This window comes from Kushneria pakistanensis (assembly GCF_014652795.1).
Taxonomy (GTDB): Bacteria; Pseudomonadota; Gammaproteobacteria; order Pseudomonadales; family Halomonadaceae; genus Kushneria; species Kushneria pakistanensis.
The window spans coordinates 1,082,551-1,099,500 of sequence record NZ_BMZM01000001.1 but is presented as its reverse complement, the minus strand read 5'-3'; the positions used below and the strand labels follow the sequence as shown (position 1 = coordinate 1,099,500).

The following is a 16,950-nucleotide window of genomic DNA, read 5'->3' as shown; positions in this document are numbered from 1 at the left end:
GCTCCGTATGCTGGTATAGGGAAAGGCCCGCATTATAGCGTGTCATCGTCGCCTTCGTCTGATAGATCAAGCGTGTGACGATTGATCTGTCCATGCCACTCCTGTTTTTCGGCGTGGAGATAGCGTGCGGTGGTCTCAAGTCTTGAATGGCGTGCCGTCCGGGCCAGATAACGTAGTTCCACGCCCTGTTGAGCCTGATGTGTAATGGCCGTATGGCGCAGCCAGTGTGGTGTGGCACGACGAAGACGCTGCGCTTCATGCTCTCTCCCCTCGCCTTGCTGCTCCTTTTCCAGCGCGAGCTGCTCAAAGGCGGTCTTGATCATTCGATAAAGCTGATTGTCCCCAACGCCTCTCTGTCCATCCAGCGCGCGTATTACCGGCGTGTCTTCATCAGACGACGGCATGGCCGGCAGTTCAAGAATTCCGCGCCACTGCCCCAATGCAGCCATCATGGCATCCGGAACGGGAATGCGGGCCTGCTTATCGCCCTTGCCCGTGACCTGCCACCACCATTGACCTTCCCATCGAACAAAGTCGTTCATGCGCGCGTGGCTCATTTCGCTTACTCGCGGCGCCAGTAGATAGGCAAAAGCGAAAATAAAACGCCGGCGTTCATGCTCATATCGAGTACGGGGTGCGGCATCCACTGGCGGTGGCGTATTGAGTCGCTGCCAGCACCATTGCCACAGGGGCCGCTCAATGTAGCGCTCAATGCCGGTTTGCGTATTGTCCAGACGCCGTCGTTTGTCGCGCATCAGTCGAAACGGGTTCTGGTGTAGCCACCCCGCCTCGATCAACCAGCCAAAAAGCGTCTGTAAAATTACCAGGCTCTGGCGTCGACTGGCGGCAGAAAGACCCTTTCGAAACGGGCGCCACTCTTCACTGTAACGCGGCCTGGGTGGCCCGATCCATTCGCTGGCCGGCCTCGGGTCAGTAATAAATTGCTCGAAGTCATCCAGCGTACGCCGATCAATATCTGTCAGACGCCTACCTTGTCCTTCCAGCCATAACAGCAGCCGCTCGGCTTCCTTGCGGTACTGTCTGAAGGTCTGCGGGCTGCTGCGATACTCCATGAGCCATGCCGACACGACCTCGCGATCACTGTTGGCTTCAACCAGCAAGCCGGGTACGGCGCGCGGCTCGTGCTCGATCAGTACGGCGTCACGCGGCCTTTCAGTATCCATCTCGACACTTAACGCCCTTTTCATCGCATCACCATTAAAAGCTTCCCGTTACTCTTGTGCGCCATGATATCCATTATGATGAATAAAATCATGGTAATGTGCGTAATCATGAATTTTTAGAAGAGTTGATAAATATTATTACGTAATACATATTACGTAATAATGCTTTTGCCACAATAACCCGCTATAGTGGTGGTTAAGCCTTGCCCATCTCAAAACAACAGAAACTACAGGGCAATCACAGGGAACTCAGGAGGCCGTCATGGCACGAAATGGCGTGCAATTCGAAGATGTACAAAGGGCTATCGAGTCCTTGATACAGCGTGGCGATGCGCCCAGTGTGCAGCGCATCCGCGAAGTATTGGGAACCGGCAGCTTCACTACGATCAGCGATCACCTGCGGGAGTGGCGCGCAAGACGCGAGGAAAATCGCGATGTGCCCCTGCCACAGGCCATCCCCGAGCGCCTGCACGACGCACTGGCCGGGCTCTGGCAACAGGCGCAGGAGGAAGCCGGTGAAGCGCTTGCCTTCTATCGGCAGCAGTCGGATGAGCAGGTCGAGCAGGCGCACGAGGAAGCCCGACAGGCGCAGCGGCGTGTGGAAGACACCGAGCAGCGTCTGGCCGCGTTGGGAGAGCGCCTGGACAGTACGGCTGCCCGGCTCGAGGAAAAGGCCACAAGCCTTGCGCGGATTGAAAGCGAGGCTGCCCACCTTCGCGGACAGGTTGAGGAACGCGATCAGCGTCTGGCCATGCGTGACCGACAGATCGATACGCTCAGCGAAGAGCGTGATCGCATGGAGCGTGAGCACCACGAAAGCCTTGAGCAGCTTGATCAGACGCACAAGCGGCGTCTGGCGCAGGAAGAGTCGCGCCATGAAAGCGCTGAAAACCGTCTGATGCAGCTGCTGGATAGCGCGCGTCACGAGAAGCAGGAAGTCGAGAAGCAGGCACGTCGTCGTCAGGAGCAGCTCGAGGAGCGTATCGAGAAGATCAATACCCAGCTGGAGCAGCAGCGACGCACCCTGCAGGAGGAGGAACGCAAGGTACGTGATATTGGTCAGCAGGCGCGTCACCATGAGCAGCAGCTTTCGGAAAGCCGTGCCCGCGAAGAGAACCTTTCAGGCCTTTTGGCCGAACGCGATCAGGAAATGGCGCGGCTGCGCACTGAGCTCAGGGTGCTACAGGAGCGCCTTTCAAAGGCACCCATGCCACCTTTCGTGTATTGATCGATCTGCAGACGCCCACAAAAAACCCCGGCAGGCCGGGGTTTTTTTACATCGAATGCACGCAACGACGAACGTCGGTAAGCGCAGCAGCGATTAGCAGGCAGCCATTAATAGTAGGCGTTGGTCGTATCAGTGTGGTCGGTCACATCGCGAATCGCTGTCAGCTCGGGAATGCGTTCGGTCAGCGTTTTCTCAACGCCCTGCTTGAGGGTGACATCAACCGCAGCGCAACCCTGACAGCCGCCGCCAAACTGCAGCACGGCAACATTGTCTTCTGTCAGCTGGATCAGGCGAATTTCACCACCGTGAGCGGCAAGGCCCGGATTGATTTCGCTGTACAGGATGTAATTGACGCGGTCTTCCAGTGGGCTGTCTTCGCTGACCTGAGGCATCTTGGCATTGGGCGCCTTGATGGTGAGCTGCCCGCCCATGCGATCGGCATTGAAGTCCACCACCGCGTCTTCCAGAAACGCTACGCTGTGCTTTTCAAGAAAGAGGTTGAATTTTTCAAGCGGGATACGCTCATCGCTCTCTTCCTCTTCTCCCGGCCTGCAATAAGCAAGACACGTTTCAGCGTAGGGTGTGCCCGGCTGGGTAATAAAGACGCGCACGCCGATGCCTTCAACGTCCTGGCGCGACAGCAGATCGGCAAGATACTCCTGCGCACTTTCAGTAATTTCGATGCTCTGACTCATTGGCGGCCTCGTGCACAATAGCAATAAAGAAATCTGTCGATATTTTATGCCAGCCAGCCGCTCGCGACAAATCCGAGTGCAATACTCGGGTAAATAAACAGGTCCGCTGCTCTCTGGGGTCATGGCAGTGAAAGCATGCATTACCCGATCTCATGTAAAGCGTGAATGTCTTTCAGGGCGCGAGCCTGTCCGCCTGACAGGGGTTTGCTAGAATACGCCTTCTTTTATAGACGCCCCTACTATTATCCGGAGATCACCTCATATGCTCACAGCTGCCGATTCGCCGGTTCTGGAGACACTGACCCGTCTGATGTCGGATCGCATACTGATCCTTGATGGCGGTATGGGGACCATGATCCAGAACGAGCGGTTGACCGAGCAGGACTTCCGCGGCGATCGCTTTGCGCACTGGGAAAGTGATCTCAAGGGCAACAACGACCTGCTGGTGCTCAGCCAGCCCGAGGTGATCAAGCGCCTGCATCGTGAGTATCTGGAAGCCGGCGCCGACATTATTGAAACCAACACCTTCAACAGCACGCGACTGTCCCAGGCCGATTATCACGCCGAGGATCTGGTCGTGGAGCTCAACCGTGAAGCTGCCCGGCTCGCCCGGGAAGTATGTGACGAGGTTGCCGCCGAGACGGGACTTCCGCGTTTTGTGGCCGGGGTTCTTGGGCCAACCAGCCGTACCGCCTCGATCTCCCCGGATGTGAACGACCCATCCAAGCGCAATGTCACCTTTGATGCACTGGTCGATAACTACGTCGAAGCAGCACGTGCACTGATCGAAGGCGGCAGCGACCTGATCCTGATCGAGACCATTTTCGATACGCTCAACGCCAAGGCGGCCATCTACGCCCTTGATGTGCTGTTCGAAGCGCTGGGTTACCGCGTGCCGATCATGATTTCGGGCACCATTACCGATGCTTCCGGGCGTACGCTGTCGGGGCAGACAACCGAGGCATTCTGGAATTCCGTGCGTCATGCGCGACCGATCAGCGTAGGTCTGAACTGCGCGCTGGGTGCAGAGGATCTGCGACCGTATCTCGAGGAGCTCTCGCGTCGCGCCAATACCTTTGTCTCTGTTCACCCCAATGCCGGCCTGCCCAACGAATTCGGCGAGTACGATCAGGAGGCCGATGAGATGGCCGAGATCGTACGCACCTTCGGCGAGCAGCAACTGGTCAATATCATGGGTGGCTGCTGCGGCACCACGCCTGAGCATATTGCCGCGATCAAGCGGGTGATGACCGATCTTCCCCCGCGCGTTATTCCGGATATCGCCCCTGCCTGTCGCCTCTCCGGGCTTGAGCCGTTCAATATCAATGCGAAATCGCTGTTCGTGAACGTGGGTGAGCGCACCAACGTGACCGGCTCTGCCCGCTTCAAGCGGCTGATCAAGGAAGAAGATTTCACTACAGCGCTGGAAGTGGCCCTTGAGCAGGTTGAAAACGGCGCGCAGGTCATCGATATCAACATGGATGAGGGAATGCTCGACTCGAAGGGCGCGATGGAGCACTTTCTCAAGCTCGTCGCCTCCGAGCCGGATATCTCGCGCGTCCCCATCATGATCGACTCCTCAAAGTGGGACATCATCGAGGCCGGCCTCAAGTGCGTGCAGGGCAAGGCGGTCGTCAACTCGATCTCGATGAAGGAAGGCGAAGACAGCTTTCGCCATCAGGCGCGCCAGTGCCGCCGATTTGGTGCCGCCATTGTGGTCATGGCCTTTGATGAACAGGGTCAGGCCGATACGCAGGCGCGCAAGATCGAGATCTGTGAGCGGGCCTACCGGATTCTGGTCGATGAGATCGACTTCCCGGCCGAAGACATCATCTTTGACCCCAACATCTTTGCCATCGCCACCGGCATCGAGGAACACAACAATTACGCGGTCGATTTCATCGAGGCCACACGCTGGATCAAGCAGCACCTGCCCCATGCCATGATTTCCGGTGGCGTGTCCAACGTTTCGTTTTCCTTTCGCGGCAACAACACGGTACGTGAGGCGATCCATTCGGTCTTTCTCTATCACGCCATTCGTGCCGGGCTTTCAATGGGCATCGTCAATGCCGGTCAGCTGGCGGTGTATGACGACCTGCCGGAGGAGCTTCGCAACGCCGTCGAGGACGTCGTGCTCAATCGGCGCAGTGATGCGACCGAACGCCTGCTGGATATTGCCGAGCGCTACAAGGATGACGGCGGCGGCGTCCAGAAAAAGGAAGATCTTGAATGGCGCAGCTGGGAAGTTGAAAAGCGCATCGAACACGCGCTGGTCAAGGGCATCACAGTCTATATCGAGGAAGATACCGAGCTGGCGCGTCAGCGGGCTGCGCGGCCCATCGAGGTAATCGAAGGCCCGCTGATGGATGGCATGAATGTGGTGGGCGATCTGTTTGGCGCCGGCAAGATGTTCCTGCCTCAGGTGGTCAAGTCTGCCCGCGTCATGAAACAGGCCGTGGCCTATCTGATTCCCCATATCGAGGCTGAAAAGAGTGACGATGCCCAGACCAAGGGACGCATTGTCATGGCCACGGTCAAGGGCGATGTACACGACATCGGCAAAAACATCGTGGGCGTGGTGCTGCAGTGCAACAACTACGAGGTCATCGATCTGGGCGTCATGGTGCCAGCCGAGAAGATCCTTGCCGCCGCGCGGGAACACAATGCCGATATTATCGGACTTTCAGGACTGATTACCCCGTCGCTGGATGAGATGGTCCACGTGGCGAAGGAGATGGAGCGTCAGGGTTTCGATATTCCCCTGCTGATTGGCGGCGCCACAACCTCCAAGGCCCATACGGCGGTCAAGATCGAACCCGCCTACAGCCATCCGGTCGTCTATGTTACCGATGCCTCACGTGCGGTGGGGGTGGCCAGCAAGCTGCTCTCGCCCGGGCTGAAGGAAGCCTATGTGGGCGAGATACGCGCCGAGTATGAAAAGGTGCGCGAACGTAACAGCAAGCGTCGCCCCAAATCGGCCGATCTCAACTATGCCCAGGCCTGCGAGCGTCGTTTCGATGGTGGCTGGGCTGATTATGAACCGCCGAAACCGGCCTTTACCGGGCTGCGTGTCTTTGATGATATCGACTTGCGCACTTTGGTCGATTACATCGACTGGACGCCGTTTTTCATGAGCTGGCAGCTGGCGGGCAAGTATCCGAAGATCCTGGAAGATCATGTGGTGGGCGAGGCAGCCCGCAACCTCTATCAGGATGCACGTGCCATGCTCGACAAGCTCATCGACGAGCGCCATATTCAGGCGCGCGGCGTGATTGGCTTCTGGCCTGCCAATACGGTGGATCACGATGTGATTGAAGTCTATGCCGACGAGTCACGCAGTGAGGTCGTTCAACATCTGCATCATATTCGCCAGCAAACGACCAAAAACCGTGATGGCCTTTGCTACAGCCTGGCTGACTTCATCGCGCCAAAGGAAAGCGGTCGCGCTGACTGGATCGGCGGTTTTGCGGTCACCGCAGGCCACGGCGCTGATGAGCTGGCCAAGGCGTACGAACAAAAAGGCGATGACTACAACGCTATCATGGTCAAGGCGCTGGCGGATCGTCTGGCCGAGGCGCTGGCCGAGCACATGCATGAGCGCGTTCGCCGTGAGCACTGGGGCTATGTACCGGATGAAGCGCTGGATAACGATGATCTGATCAGTGAGAAATACCAGGGCGTGCGTCCGGCCCCTGGCTATCCGGCCTGCCCGGATCATACGGAAAAGGCGGCGCTTTTCGAGATGCTGGACGCCACGCAGAACACGGGACTGACCCTGACCGAGAGCTTTGCCATGTGGCCGGCCGCCGCCGTCTCCGGCTGGTACTTCTCTCATCCGCAGTCACGCTACTTTTCGACCGGGCGTATCAGTCGCGATCAGGTTGATGCGCTGGCCACACGCAAGGCCATGTCGCGCGATACCATGGAGCGCTGGCTGTCCCCGATCCTCTCCTATAACCCTGATGAATAACAGGGCTGCCCTGCCGGCAACGTGAACCTTCAGTCATATGAAAAAGGGCCTCTCATTGAGAGGCCCTTTTGCTGGCTGGCTTTTTAAATGATAGTCGTGAGGTTCATGCTCAGGGAGCGCGGCGTCTTTGATGCAGCTCACGGTTACGCTGGCGGGCGCGATGGGACTTTCGCAGCATGACATAGGTCGCGCCCAGCCCGCCGTGGCGCGGCTGGGCCGTGGCATAGGCCTGCACTTCGTCAAACTGCCCCAGCCATTTGCCCACGTAGGATCGCACCACATTGGGATGGCTTTCGTCACTTCTGCCGCGACCGTGAATGATCATCACACAGCGCAGTTCATGCTGATGCGCCTGGCGAATGAAGTTGAACAGTTCGCGGCGGCACTCAGCCACCGGACGTTTGAGCAGATTGAGCTGGGAGTCGACCTGATAACCGCCATGACGCAGCTTTTCGATGACGCCGGTCTGGATGCCATCACGGCGAAACTCGATCGGATCGTTGGCCGGTAGCAGATCTACAAATTCATCGGACAGGAAGTTGCTTTCCTGTTCGCCATCCTGAGCGCTGGCACGTCGGGCCAGCTGAGCCTCGCTGGGTGAGCGTGCGCCGGTGCTGCTGGCATCGGCACGATTACGACCCTTGTTAAGCGGAATGACATCGGCCATTTCGCTGAAAAAAAGCTGCTCGTCGCGTTGATTGGCATTCATCGGGCTACTCCTCGCGTATTGGCAGCGTCACCAATAGGCTTATCGTTCGAACAGGGTTTGCTGCCGGGTCGGCAGCATCAGTGTCAGAGCGTCGCGTCGGGAATAAGATATGAAGTGCCGAACCTCCCGGTTCTGGCCGTTATGGGGTGTTACGCCGGTGATCACGGGTATCGTCCGATACGGCCGAGGACATCGGAACATCCAGTGCTTCATCATGGCGCTGGCGTGCGGTTTTCATCATGTCGGCAAGTCTACTATAGCCATCGGGCGCCCGGTATTGATCTGGCATAGTCCAGGGCAGGCGTGTCACGAATTCCTTGAGCGAGAGGGTCTCCAGCGGCCTTGCCAGCACCCACTCATCCTCCTCGCTGATCACGATCCAGCCCTGCTCGACCAGCGCTGAGCGCAGCTGGTGATAGTGCCCTCCCAAACGTTTTCTCACTTTGGACGTCTTCAGGGCACCCTGACCACTTGCCTGCCTCTGGTGCAGAAGGATCAGAATGCCCGCAGCCTGCCAGAACAGGGGCCAGCGGCGCCAGTCGGCATGCTGTGATTCATCCAGCCAGGCGGCCAGCTCCGCCCCCATCAAAATGATGGCCCAGCTTAAAAATATCCAGAGCAGAAAAAGCGGCACGGCGGCAAAGGCGCCATAAAGAATCTGATAAGACGGGAAATTGGTGACATACAGGGAGAAGCCCCACTTGGCCAGTTCCAGCGACACCGATACCAGCAGTGCACCGGCGGCGGCGTGCCTGGAGCGCACGCGGGCATTGGGCACCGTTATATAGATAAACCAGAAGGCCAGAAAGCTTAAAATGGGCGGTAGAAAATGCAGAATAAAGTCGCTGCCACCCAGCCATGAGGCCGCCGAGTTCAAAATACTGATGGAGGCCAGATAGGAGGACAGCAAAAAACCGCTGCCGATCAGAATGGGCCCCAGGGTCAGGACGGCCCAGTACATCAAAAATCCCATCAGGCCGCGGCGATTGTGCTTCACCCCCCAGATGCGGTTGAGCGCGCCTTCGACCGTCATCATCATCAAAATCGAGGTTATCAGCAAAAACGCGATCCCGACCAGGGTCAGGCCGCGCGCCTGCTGGGTAAATCCACGCAGCGTCTCCAGAATCGTCTGTCCTGTTTCGGGCACAAACTGCTGAAAGAGGAACTGCTGCATACGGTCGCCGGCGCTTTGAAATTCCGGTATGGCGGCAAAAAGGGCGTACACCACGGTGGTCAGCGGCACTACGGCAAACAGTGTGGTGTAGGTCAGTGACGCGGCAGTCTGCAGGCCGTCATGAGCATTGAAGCGTTTGAAAAGCTTGAGTATTGCCTTGAGCGGCGTCAGCAGCAGCCATGGATATCGGATCCGGGGTAAACGTTTCACCTTGTCCTGCTCCTGGCGGTAACCCGTTGATTGTCCTTGAAACATAGTGATTGTCAGGCGTGCTGACCAATCGAATCTGAAGCGGGGCGCCCTGACAACCCTGACCTCAATGGGCACAATGGTGGCATACCTGCCAGAATTGGCCTCTATCGTTTCCACAAGGATATGTCATGACCCGACCCTACGTACTGGTGCTTTATTATTCCCGCCAGGGCGCAACACGCGAGATTGCCCGCCATATTGCTGCAGGCGTCGAATCCGTGGGGGGTATTGATGCCCGTCTGCGTACGGTGCCTTCAGTGTCCAGCGAGAGTGAGGCAGTGGCCGGTGATATTCCCGATGAGGGACCGGTGTATGCCAGTCATGATGATCTTCGTGACTGCGCAGGGCTTGCCATGGGTAGTCCTACCCGCTTTGGCAACATGGCCGCGGCCCTCAAGTATTTCCTTGATGGCACCAGTACGCTATGGCTCAACGGCGCGCTGGTCGACAAGCCTGCCACGGTCTTTACCTCGACCTCCAGCATCCACGGCGGTCAGGAGAGCACCCTGCTGACCATGATGAACCCCTTGTTGCATCACGGCATGGTCATCGCCGGCATTCCCTATAGCGTCGATGAAATGTTCACCACGCGCACCGGTGGGACCCCCTACGGGGCCAGCCACTTCGCAGGCCCGGATAACGACCGCAGTATCGATGAGCAGGAGCGCGCACTGGCGATGGCGCAGGGCAAACGCCTGGCGCGGCTGGCACTGGCACTTGAAACGACCAGAGGACAGTAGTCGTGCTGTTTCGCACCTTTGAGCAGCGCTATGGCGTCGCCGGCGCCCGACAACGCGCCCGCCGGGTAGTGGCCATCAGCTGGGGTGTTCTTCTGGCAGTAACGCTGGCCACGGGACTGATGCTGGCACAGCGCGGCGGTACCGAGTCACTGCTCCCGGTGCTGGTACGTATTGTGCCGCTGGCCCTGCTGGGCATCGTGCTGCGGACCGAGCGCCGGCGCGGCTATGGCTGGCTGGCGTTTGTCAGCGTGCTGTATCTGATCCAGGGGGCAGCCATGTTGCAACTGCCGGGACTATGGTGGCTGGGGCTTGTCGAGGCGCTTTCCGCTCTGGCACTGCTGCTCACTGCCGGTAGTTATGCTTATCACATTCGCCACTGGCAGCGTGGCGATCATCCCCCGGGCAGTGAATGACACAACCAGGGCCGTGAACCACGCCCCGAACAACACTGTGAGGCAGATCATGTGATGCCTCCCGAAGCTTCAAGGAAACCGCTCATGAGCACCATTTCTGATTTGCGTCGTGATTATGCCGGGGACTTTCTCGATCGTGACAACACGCCCGAAACACCATGGCCGCTTTTTTCGGAGTGGCTTAATGCTGCCGTCGAAAGCGAACGCGATGATGCCAACGTCATGACGCTGGCCACGGCCGACAACGAAGGCATGCCGCACGCGCGTATTGTGCTGCTCAAGCATTTTGATGAAAACGGCATGGTGTTTTATACCAGCTATCAAAGCCACAAGGGCAGTGAACTGGGCACCTGTCCTTATGCGGCGCTGGTCTTCTGGTGGCCCACCCTGCAGCGTCAGGTACGCGTTGAAGGCCATGTCGAGCAGGTATCCAGTGAGGCGTCGGACGCCTATTTCCATTCACGCCCTCAGGCAAGTCAACTGGGTGCCTGGATATCCCAGCAGAGTGTAGAGATCCCCAATCGGCAGTGGCTTGATGAGCGCACCCGGCGCTTTGAAAGCGCCTATCAGGACAATGAAGTCGAGCGTCCGCCGCACTGGGGCGGGTATCGGGTCGTCCCTGCCATGGTTGAGTTCTGGCAGGGCCAGCCCAGCCGACTGCATGACCGGATTCGCTATTGCTGGCGTGCTGCTGACGGCCACTGGTTGAAAAGCCGGCTGGCGCCCTGACCCTCGAGCAGCGGACAGCCTCCAATGCCGGCTGTCCTTGTCCCCGAGACCTTGCTGACCGGCGAGAAACTGCCGTGGACCGGACGCTCAGGAGAGCTGTGCTACGATGAGGCGATGTGACGGATAGCCGGGAAAAGATGATAGATCGTGACGCCAGTAAAGGGACCAGCATGAACGTTGCCCGAGGGCAAAAGCCCTTTGTTGAACCCTTGCGTCTGGGCGAGCGTCTGCGTGAAGTTCGCCGTGCGCAGCAGTTGACGCTGGAAGAAGTCAGTCGCCTTACCGGTGTGGCGCGCTCCACCCTTTCCAGGATAGAAAACGATCTGCTGTCTCCCAGTTTTCTGGTCGTGCAAAAGCTCATGATAGGGCTGGAGCTGGACATGCCACAGCTTTTGAAAAGCCCGCGCAATGCTCCCTGCAATGCCGGGCGGCGCGATCTGACCCGCCGCGGTGAAGGCGAGCAGCATCCGACCCCGACCTATGAGCATGAGCTTTTATCGGCGCAGCTGGCACAAAAACTCATGACGCCTTTCAAGACCATCGTTCGCGCCAGAAGCATTCAGGCGTTCCCGGACTGGGTGCGTCATGGCGGCGAAGAGTTTCTTATGGTGCTGGAGGGCTCGATTCTTTTGTATAGCGAGTTTTATGAGCCGCTTCAGCTTAATGTTGGTGACAGTCTCTATTTCGACAGCGACATGGGACATGCCAAGGTATCCATCAGTGAAGAGGATGCCCTGGTGCTCTCCGTATGCGCTCCGGGTGATCGCGCCTGAATGCGCTTGTCGCCGCCACTACTCGGTGCCCTGATGAGCGCCTACAATATCCCTGCCCTTATTTTAGCGCTCGCCCCTTGCGGTATGTAGCGTGTTAACAGGAGCTGAACATGGAACAACTGGACAAGCAGACGCGCACCGAGCTTGAGGCTGCCGCCTTTCGCCGCCTGCTCAAGCATCTGGATGACAATCGTGATGTGCAAAATATCGATCTGATGATTCTCGCCGACTTCTGTCGCAACTGTCTTTCCAAGTGGCTGGTGACCGCTGCCGAGGAGCGCCACGTTGAGCTCGATCTGGAAAGTGCGCGCGAGCATGTCTATGGCATGCCCTACAGCGAGTGGAAGGCCCATCATCAGCCGCCGGCCACCGAAGAGCAGCTCAAGGCCCTTGAGGCACGTCAGAAGGCTCGGGAGAACGCGTCATCGTGAGTGAAAACCTTATACCGCTGGATATTGCCGTTTTAACAATTTCCGATACTCGCGATGAAAGCAGTGACCGCTCCGGCGCCCTGCTGATTGAATCGCTGGAAAGTGCCGGCCATCGCTGCGTTTTTCGCCATATCATTCGTGACGAGCTCTATCAGATTCGAGCTGAAGTGGCGCGCCTGATTGCCGACCCGCAGGTGCAGATCGTAATCACGACCGGCGGCACGGGTTTTACCGGGCGCGATTCCACGCCCGAGGCCGTCAGTGTGTTGTTTGATAGTCACATTGAAGGCTTTGGTGAGCTGTTTCGCCAGCTTTCAAGAGACGATGTCGGCAGCTCGACCATACAAAGCCGCGCGCTGGCCGGATTTGCCAACCATACGGCCGTGTTCTGTCTACCCGGCTCTACCGGCGCCTGTCGTACCGGTTGGGAAGGCATTCTTGCCGAGCAGCTCGACAGCCGCCACAAGCCCTGCAATTTTGCCAATCTGGTGATTCCCGGCCGGAGGCAGCATGGCTGACAGCGGTCGTTTGCATACACCGCAACAGGCGCTTGCCTCTCTCTCAAACGGTCTTGCGCCGCTGTCGTGGGAATGGGTAGCGCTCGAGACGGCGGGCGATCGCGTACTTGCACAGACGCTCCATGCCCGACACGACACGCCGCCCTTCGACAACAGCGCGATGGATGGTTACGCCCTGCGCGCCGAAGACAGCGGTCGGGTGTTATCTGTCAGCCAGCGCATCATGGCCGGCCAGCAGGCAGCGCCCCTGGAAAGAGGTACCTGCGCGCGCATCTTTACCGGCGCGCCCATGCCTGAGGGCGCCGATAGCGTCATCATGCAGGAAGAGGTGGAAGTCCGTGACGAAGGGGTTTTTATCCCGGCCGGGCTGAAGGTCGGCAACAGCGTTCGTTTGCAGGGTCGAGAAATCACGACCGATGAAGTGCTGGTGAATCAGGGAACACGACTCAACAGTGCTGCACTGGGGTTTCTGGCAGGCCAGGGATTTGACCGCGTGCCGGTCTATCGCAAGCCCCGGGTTGCCCTGCTCTTTACCGGCGATGAACTCAGGCTGCCGGGTGAAGCACTGGCACCCGGTCAGATCTATAACGGTAATCGGTTCATGCTGATGGATCTTTTGCCGCGGTTTGGCGCCGAGCTTTCGCTGGTGGAACAGGTGCCGGACACGCTTGAAGACATGACGCAGGCGCTGGCACGAGCTTCGCGTCAGGCCGACGTGATCGTCACGACCGGTGGCGTCTCGGTGGGTGATGCCGATTATGTACGTCGTGCGCTGGAGTCACTGGGGGAGCTGGATCTCTGGCGTCTGTCCATTCGCCCCGGCAAGCCGCTGGCACTGGGGCATATCAATCAGTGCCGTTTTGTGGGGCTGGCGGGCAACCCGGTGTCGAGTTTCGTTGGTGCCTGGCTCTTTCTGCGGCCATTGCTGGGCGGCCTGCAGGGATGCGATGAGATGAAGGCCCTGCCGGCGGTGACCGCCCGGGCTGCATTTTCGACCGAAACAGCCGGACGCGATCATTACATGCGCGTCACTTTGCAGTGGGAAGGTGACAGCTACCGCGCTGACGCCTTCGAAGACCAGGACTCATCGGTTCTGCGTTCCTGTGTTGCGGCCAATGCGCTGGCCGTTATCAAATCCCATTCAAGGGTCGCGCCGGGCGATAGCGTCAGTTGCCTGCTACTGGTCAGCTAGTGTTGCGGCATGTTCGCATGCCGCACGCTGCATCCATGGCCAGATCGTATGAAAGCTTTCTTCCAGCAGTGGATATTCCCGCTCAAGCCAGGGCGTCAGTTCGGCCAGCCGGTTGGGTCCGGACAGACGCCTGCCAACGCCGGCAATGGCCTGACAGGTAAAATCGAAATCTCCATAGGCTTCCAGCCAGTTTTCACGACGAAGGTGCTCAAAAAGCCGCACCTGCCGCTCCGGAATCATGATCTCGTGGCTGGTCAACACCCGATGCACGCGCCGATTCAGGGCATCATCATGATAAAGCCTGGCGAGAAAGTGATCCCAGACGATATCGAGTGCAATGCCACAGACACGTCGCTGCGCCTCGGGCGCCTGTCGTCTGAGCGCAAGCGTTGTCTCATGCTGATCGATCAAGGTGTCCATGCGCCGATGAAACCGTACACCCTGGGCAAACCCGCTCTCTGAGGTGGCCGGTACCGGGCCCTTGATGCCATCGGCCACCAGGTTACCCAGCATGAAGATGTCGCTGCCCTGGCGTGCAAGCCAGGCATGGGCAAGAAAATTCAATCGTTGGCCTAAAGACAGTTGGTAGGGCGTGGTAGCCCGGCAAGGCGTGCTGCCACACGTGCCGGGCTTTCGGGGAAAAGCGACATCAGATAAAGAGACGTTCCCTTCTCTTCGCCGAGCTGCTGGCGAGCGGTCTTGACCAGCGCCCGCATGGCAGGTGCCATCTCAAAGCGCGTATAAAAATCACGCAGCAGTTCAATGACTTCCCAGTGCGCCGGGGTCAGCACGCGCCCTTCGCGTTCGGCCATTTGTTGCGCCACTTCGGGAGACCAGTTGTTGAGATTCTGCAGATGACCGTCGCTGTCCAGCGCGATTTCCGTGCCATCAGCAAGTGTCAAAGTGTCCGTATTCTGGGTCATGGGATTGGGCGTTCTAAGCAATGAAAGGTGTCGGGCCGACAGACAACCGGGGATGGCCCAATAGTCAAAACCAGCTGACAGTGCGATGAGTGCTGGCGGTCAATGCGACAAAGCCCGCCATGTCCATCGTACCCCACGTGACAGAAGATGGCGTAACGCCTCTTGAGGCACAGTCTTCCTGAAGCGCCCAGAGCGAGATGCCCTCGGGCAGTGTCCAACAGGGCGCACCAAACGCTGCGTACACGCCATCCTCGATCAGTAGAATATGGTCACCTTCTGATACGGCATCAGCAAGCTCGTGCAAAACGTTGGTACTGAAAGGAGAACGGTTGATCAGGTGAAGCGTGCTCATGGTAACACTCGTCGATGCAGGTAATGGCGGATTAAAAACTCATGACCACGTCGTGCCGGGCGATCATGTCAGCAATACAGGCCTGCTGGCATCCCGGCATCAGTTGGCTGACATCAAGGCCGCGCGCTTCAAGCGAGAGGTGGTCATACCAGAGCGGTTCGACGTCATAAAGTGACAGGCCTTCCAGCATGGCAGCACTGCCCTTTTGCCCCAGCGCGCCACGCTGCTGGTTGGCAAGCAGTGCCAGAACACCATCACCGCTGAATAGAATCGTCGGTGGCTGGCCCAGCGCCGCGCCTACCAGTGCTGCTTCAAGCCCTTCGCGTACCCAGCTGGAACCGTGCGGCGGATGGCGCACAATCACCAGTATGCTTTTGGAACTCATGGTGTCATTACCTGTTTGTCCTGCTTGCCTCAGGGGGCAAAGGTAATCAATCGATCATAATGAAGGGCAGCATGCATGAGCTGACCCAGGCCTGTCAGCTCAAAGGGGGCTTCAAGGGTGGGGTGTGAATGCCCATGACGCTTCGCTTCGCTCTCATCAAGCAGTCCGCGGCGAATGGCCGATGCCACGCAGACCAGCAGCTCGCACTGCTGGACCTGATGAAGTGCTCGCCAGCGCTCAAGAAGATGGGGCTCATCCTGAGGAGGTGACATCATGCTGGCGGCGTTATACACGCCGTCATGATAAAAAAAGACCGCTGCCACGCGATGCCCCTGTGCAGGCAGTGCTTCAGCAAAGCGCAGGGCGCTATGAGACGCCTGCTGGCTGTAGGGTGCCCCCTGTACCATCAGGGCATAGGTCAATCCTTGAGGGGCCAAGACATCTCTCCAGAAACGAGCCTCTTGAAACAAAAAACCCTGCCCGAAGGCAGGGTTTCATACTAACAGATCATGACGTATCAATGTCTCAGTCGCTGGAGGTCAGACCCAGAAGCGACAGCAGACTGATAAACAGATTATAGATGGCAACATAGAGGCTGATGGTCGCCAGAATATAGTTATCCTGCCCACCATGGATCACCTGGCTGGTTTCAAACAGGATCACGGCCGAGGCAAAAAGGACGAAGCCTGCCGACACGGCCAGTGCCAGACCGGAAATGTTGAAGATCATCGCGACTACCATGGCCAGAATCAGCACGATGGCGCCGGCTATGATGAAGTTGCTCAAAAAGCTGAAATCCTTGCGGGTAATCAGCGCTACGGCTGAAAGCCCCGCAAAGGTGACTGCTGTCATGCCCAGCGCCGTCATGATCAGCTGCGGACCGTTGGACAGTGTCAGGTAGGCACTGAGAATCGGCCCAAGGGTGAAGCCCATAAAGCCGGTAAACGCGAAGGTGGCCAGCAGCCCTGCTGCCGAATGGGCGGTCTTGTGGACCAGAAACATCAATCCGTAGGCGCCAATGAAGAAGACAAAAATATTCATGCGCTGAATGCCCATCGACATTGCAATCCCGGCGGTCACGGCCGAGAAAAGCAGTGTCATTGCAAGCAGCATATAGGTATTACGCAATACCTTGTGTGACTCGACGCTTCTGGCCCCGGTTTGCGAGACCCCATAGGTACGATCGACCATGGATCACTCCCTGCCTTGTGTCTGATTATGGTGGAATTTTAACCAAGAATGAGCCTCAAGGGCCGCCTGTGCAAGCCAAAGCCCTTTTGAT

The 16,950-nt window shown here is 58.1% G+C and carries 19 protein-coding genes; 9 read left to right on the top strand and 10 right to left on the bottom strand.

The window, feature by feature from the left end:
• Positions 1–32 precede the first annotated feature (32 nt).
• Positions 33–1,208: a tyrosine-type recombinase/integrase gene (locus tag IE123_RS04995; RefSeq protein ID WP_229819602.1), complete on the bottom strand. Its 1,176-nt coding sequence runs from the start codon at positions 1,206–1,208 to the stop codon at positions 33–35.
• A 238-nt stretch (positions 1,209–1,446) separates the two neighbouring features.
• On the opposite strand from IE123_RS04995, the gene IE123_RS04990 reads away from it, so the two are divergent.
• Complete coding sequence (locus IE123_RS04990; RefSeq protein WP_189515604.1) at positions 1,447–2,412, top strand: DNA-binding protein; 966 nt, start codon at positions 1,447–1,449, stop codon at positions 2,410–2,412.
• Positions 2,413–2,519: 107 nt separating this feature from the next.
• Here the strand turns inward: IE123_RS04990 and nfuA are convergent, their stop codons facing one another.
• Positions 2,520–3,107 carry a Fe-S biogenesis protein NfuA gene (gene nfuA / locus IE123_RS04985; RefSeq protein ID WP_189515603.1) on the bottom strand — a complete coding sequence of 196 codons (588 nt, stop codon included), beginning with the start codon at positions 3,105–3,107 and terminating at the stop codon, positions 2,520–2,522.
• 262 nt (positions 3,108–3,369) lie between these two features.
• On the opposite strand from nfuA, the gene metH reads away from it, so the two are divergent.
• A complete protein-coding gene (gene metH, locus IE123_RS04980) occupies positions 3,370–7,077 on the top strand; it encodes a methionine synthase (RefSeq protein WP_189515602.1) in 3,708 nt (1,235 codons plus the stop codon).
• 109 nt (positions 7,078–7,186) lie between these two features.
• Here the strand turns inward: metH and smrA are convergent, their stop codons facing one another.
• Positions 7,187–7,786, bottom strand: coding sequence for a DNA endonuclease SmrA (gene smrA / locus IE123_RS04975; protein ID WP_189515601.1), 600 nt, complete (start codon positions 7,784–7,786; stop codon positions 7,187–7,189).
• A gap of 139 nt (positions 7,787–7,925) precedes the next feature.
• Complete coding sequence (locus IE123_RS04970; protein WP_189515599.1) at positions 7,926–9,170, bottom strand: YihY family inner membrane protein; 1,245 nt, start codon at positions 9,168–9,170, stop codon at positions 7,926–7,928.
• 170 nt (positions 9,171–9,340) lie between these two features.
• Here IE123_RS04970 and wrbA point away from each other — a divergent pair, with 170 nt between their 5' ends.
• The 7 genes from wrbA to IE123_RS04935 all read left to right on the top strand — a co-directional run bounded on the left by wrbA (position 9,341) and on the right by IE123_RS04935 (position 14,008).
• Positions 9,341–9,952, top strand: coding sequence for an NAD(P)H:quinone oxidoreductase (gene wrbA / locus IE123_RS04965; protein ID WP_189515597.1), 612 nt, complete (start codon positions 9,341–9,343; stop codon positions 9,950–9,952).
• A 2-nt stretch (positions 9,953–9,954) separates the two neighbouring features.
• A complete protein-coding gene (locus IE123_RS04960; protein WP_189515595.1) occupies positions 9,955–10,365 on the top strand; it encodes a DUF2069 domain-containing protein in 411 nt (136 codons plus the stop codon).
• A gap of 84 nt (positions 10,366–10,449) precedes the next feature.
• Positions 10,450–11,094, top strand: coding sequence for a pyridoxamine 5'-phosphate oxidase (gene pdxH, locus IE123_RS04955; protein ID WP_189515593.1), 645 nt, complete (start codon positions 10,450–10,452; stop codon positions 11,092–11,094).
• 170 nt (positions 11,095–11,264) lie between these two features.
• The gene (locus IE123_RS04950; protein WP_229819601.1) at positions 11,265–11,867 is read left to right on the top strand and encodes a helix-turn-helix domain-containing protein; all 603 of its coding nucleotides are present in this window, start codon (positions 11,265–11,267) and stop codon (positions 11,865–11,867) included.
• A 110-nt stretch (positions 11,868–11,977) separates the two neighbouring features.
• Positions 11,978–12,298 (top strand): DUF1244 domain-containing protein, encoded by a 321-nt coding sequence (locus IE123_RS04945; RefSeq protein ID WP_189515589.1) that lies wholly within the window; start codon positions 11,978–11,980, stop codon positions 12,296–12,298.
• Positions 12,295–12,816, top strand: coding sequence for a molybdenum cofactor biosynthesis protein B (moaB, locus tag IE123_RS04940; protein ID WP_189515588.1), 522 nt, complete (start codon positions 12,295–12,297; stop codon positions 12,814–12,816). The genes IE123_RS04945 and moaB overlap by 4 nt, the downstream gene beginning before the upstream one ends.
• Positions 12,809–14,008, top strand: a complete 1,200-nt coding sequence (locus tag IE123_RS04935) for a molybdopterin molybdotransferase MoeA (protein ID WP_189515586.1) — start codon at positions 12,809–12,811, stop codon at positions 14,006–14,008. Before moaB ends, IE123_RS04935 begins: the two co-directional genes overlap by 8 nt.
• Here the strand turns inward: IE123_RS04935 and IE123_RS04930 are convergent.
• The 6 genes from IE123_RS04930 to IE123_RS04905 all read right to left on the bottom strand — a co-directional run bounded on the left by IE123_RS04930 (position 13,994) and on the right by IE123_RS04905 (position 16,859).
• Positions 13,994–14,572 carry an acyl carrier protein phosphodiesterase gene (locus IE123_RS04930; protein WP_189515583.1) on the bottom strand — a complete coding sequence of 193 codons (579 nt, stop codon included), beginning with the start codon at positions 14,570–14,572 and terminating at the stop codon, positions 13,994–13,996. The genes IE123_RS04935 and IE123_RS04930 overlap by 15 nt on opposite strands.
• Before the next feature lie 8 nt (positions 14,573–14,580).
• A complete protein-coding gene (locus tag IE123_RS04925) occupies positions 14,581–14,931 on the bottom strand; it encodes a TusE/DsrC/DsvC family sulfur relay protein (protein ID WP_189515581.1) in 351 nt (116 codons plus the stop codon).
• Between the two features lie 64 nt (positions 14,932–14,995).
• A complete protein-coding gene (gene tusB, locus IE123_RS04920; RefSeq protein ID WP_189515579.1) occupies positions 14,996–15,283 on the bottom strand; it encodes a sulfurtransferase complex subunit TusB in 288 nt (95 codons plus the stop codon).
• 31 nt (positions 15,284–15,314) lie between these two features.
• Positions 15,315–15,668, bottom strand: coding sequence for a DsrE family protein (locus IE123_RS04915; protein ID WP_189515577.1), 354 nt, complete (start codon positions 15,666–15,668; stop codon positions 15,315–15,317).
• A gap of 29 nt (positions 15,669–15,697) precedes the next feature.
• Positions 15,698–16,090 carry a sulfurtransferase complex subunit TusD gene (gene tusD / locus IE123_RS04910; protein ID WP_189515948.1) on the bottom strand — a complete coding sequence of 131 codons (393 nt, stop codon included), beginning with the start codon at positions 16,088–16,090 and terminating at the stop codon, positions 15,698–15,700.
• A gap of 103 nt (positions 16,091–16,193) precedes the next feature.
• On the bottom strand, positions 16,194–16,859 hold the full coding sequence (locus tag IE123_RS04905; RefSeq protein ID WP_189515575.1) for a Bax inhibitor-1/YccA family protein: 666 nt from the start codon (positions 16,857–16,859) through the stop codon (positions 16,194–16,196).
• Between the last annotated feature and the right edge of the window lie 91 nt (positions 16,860–16,950).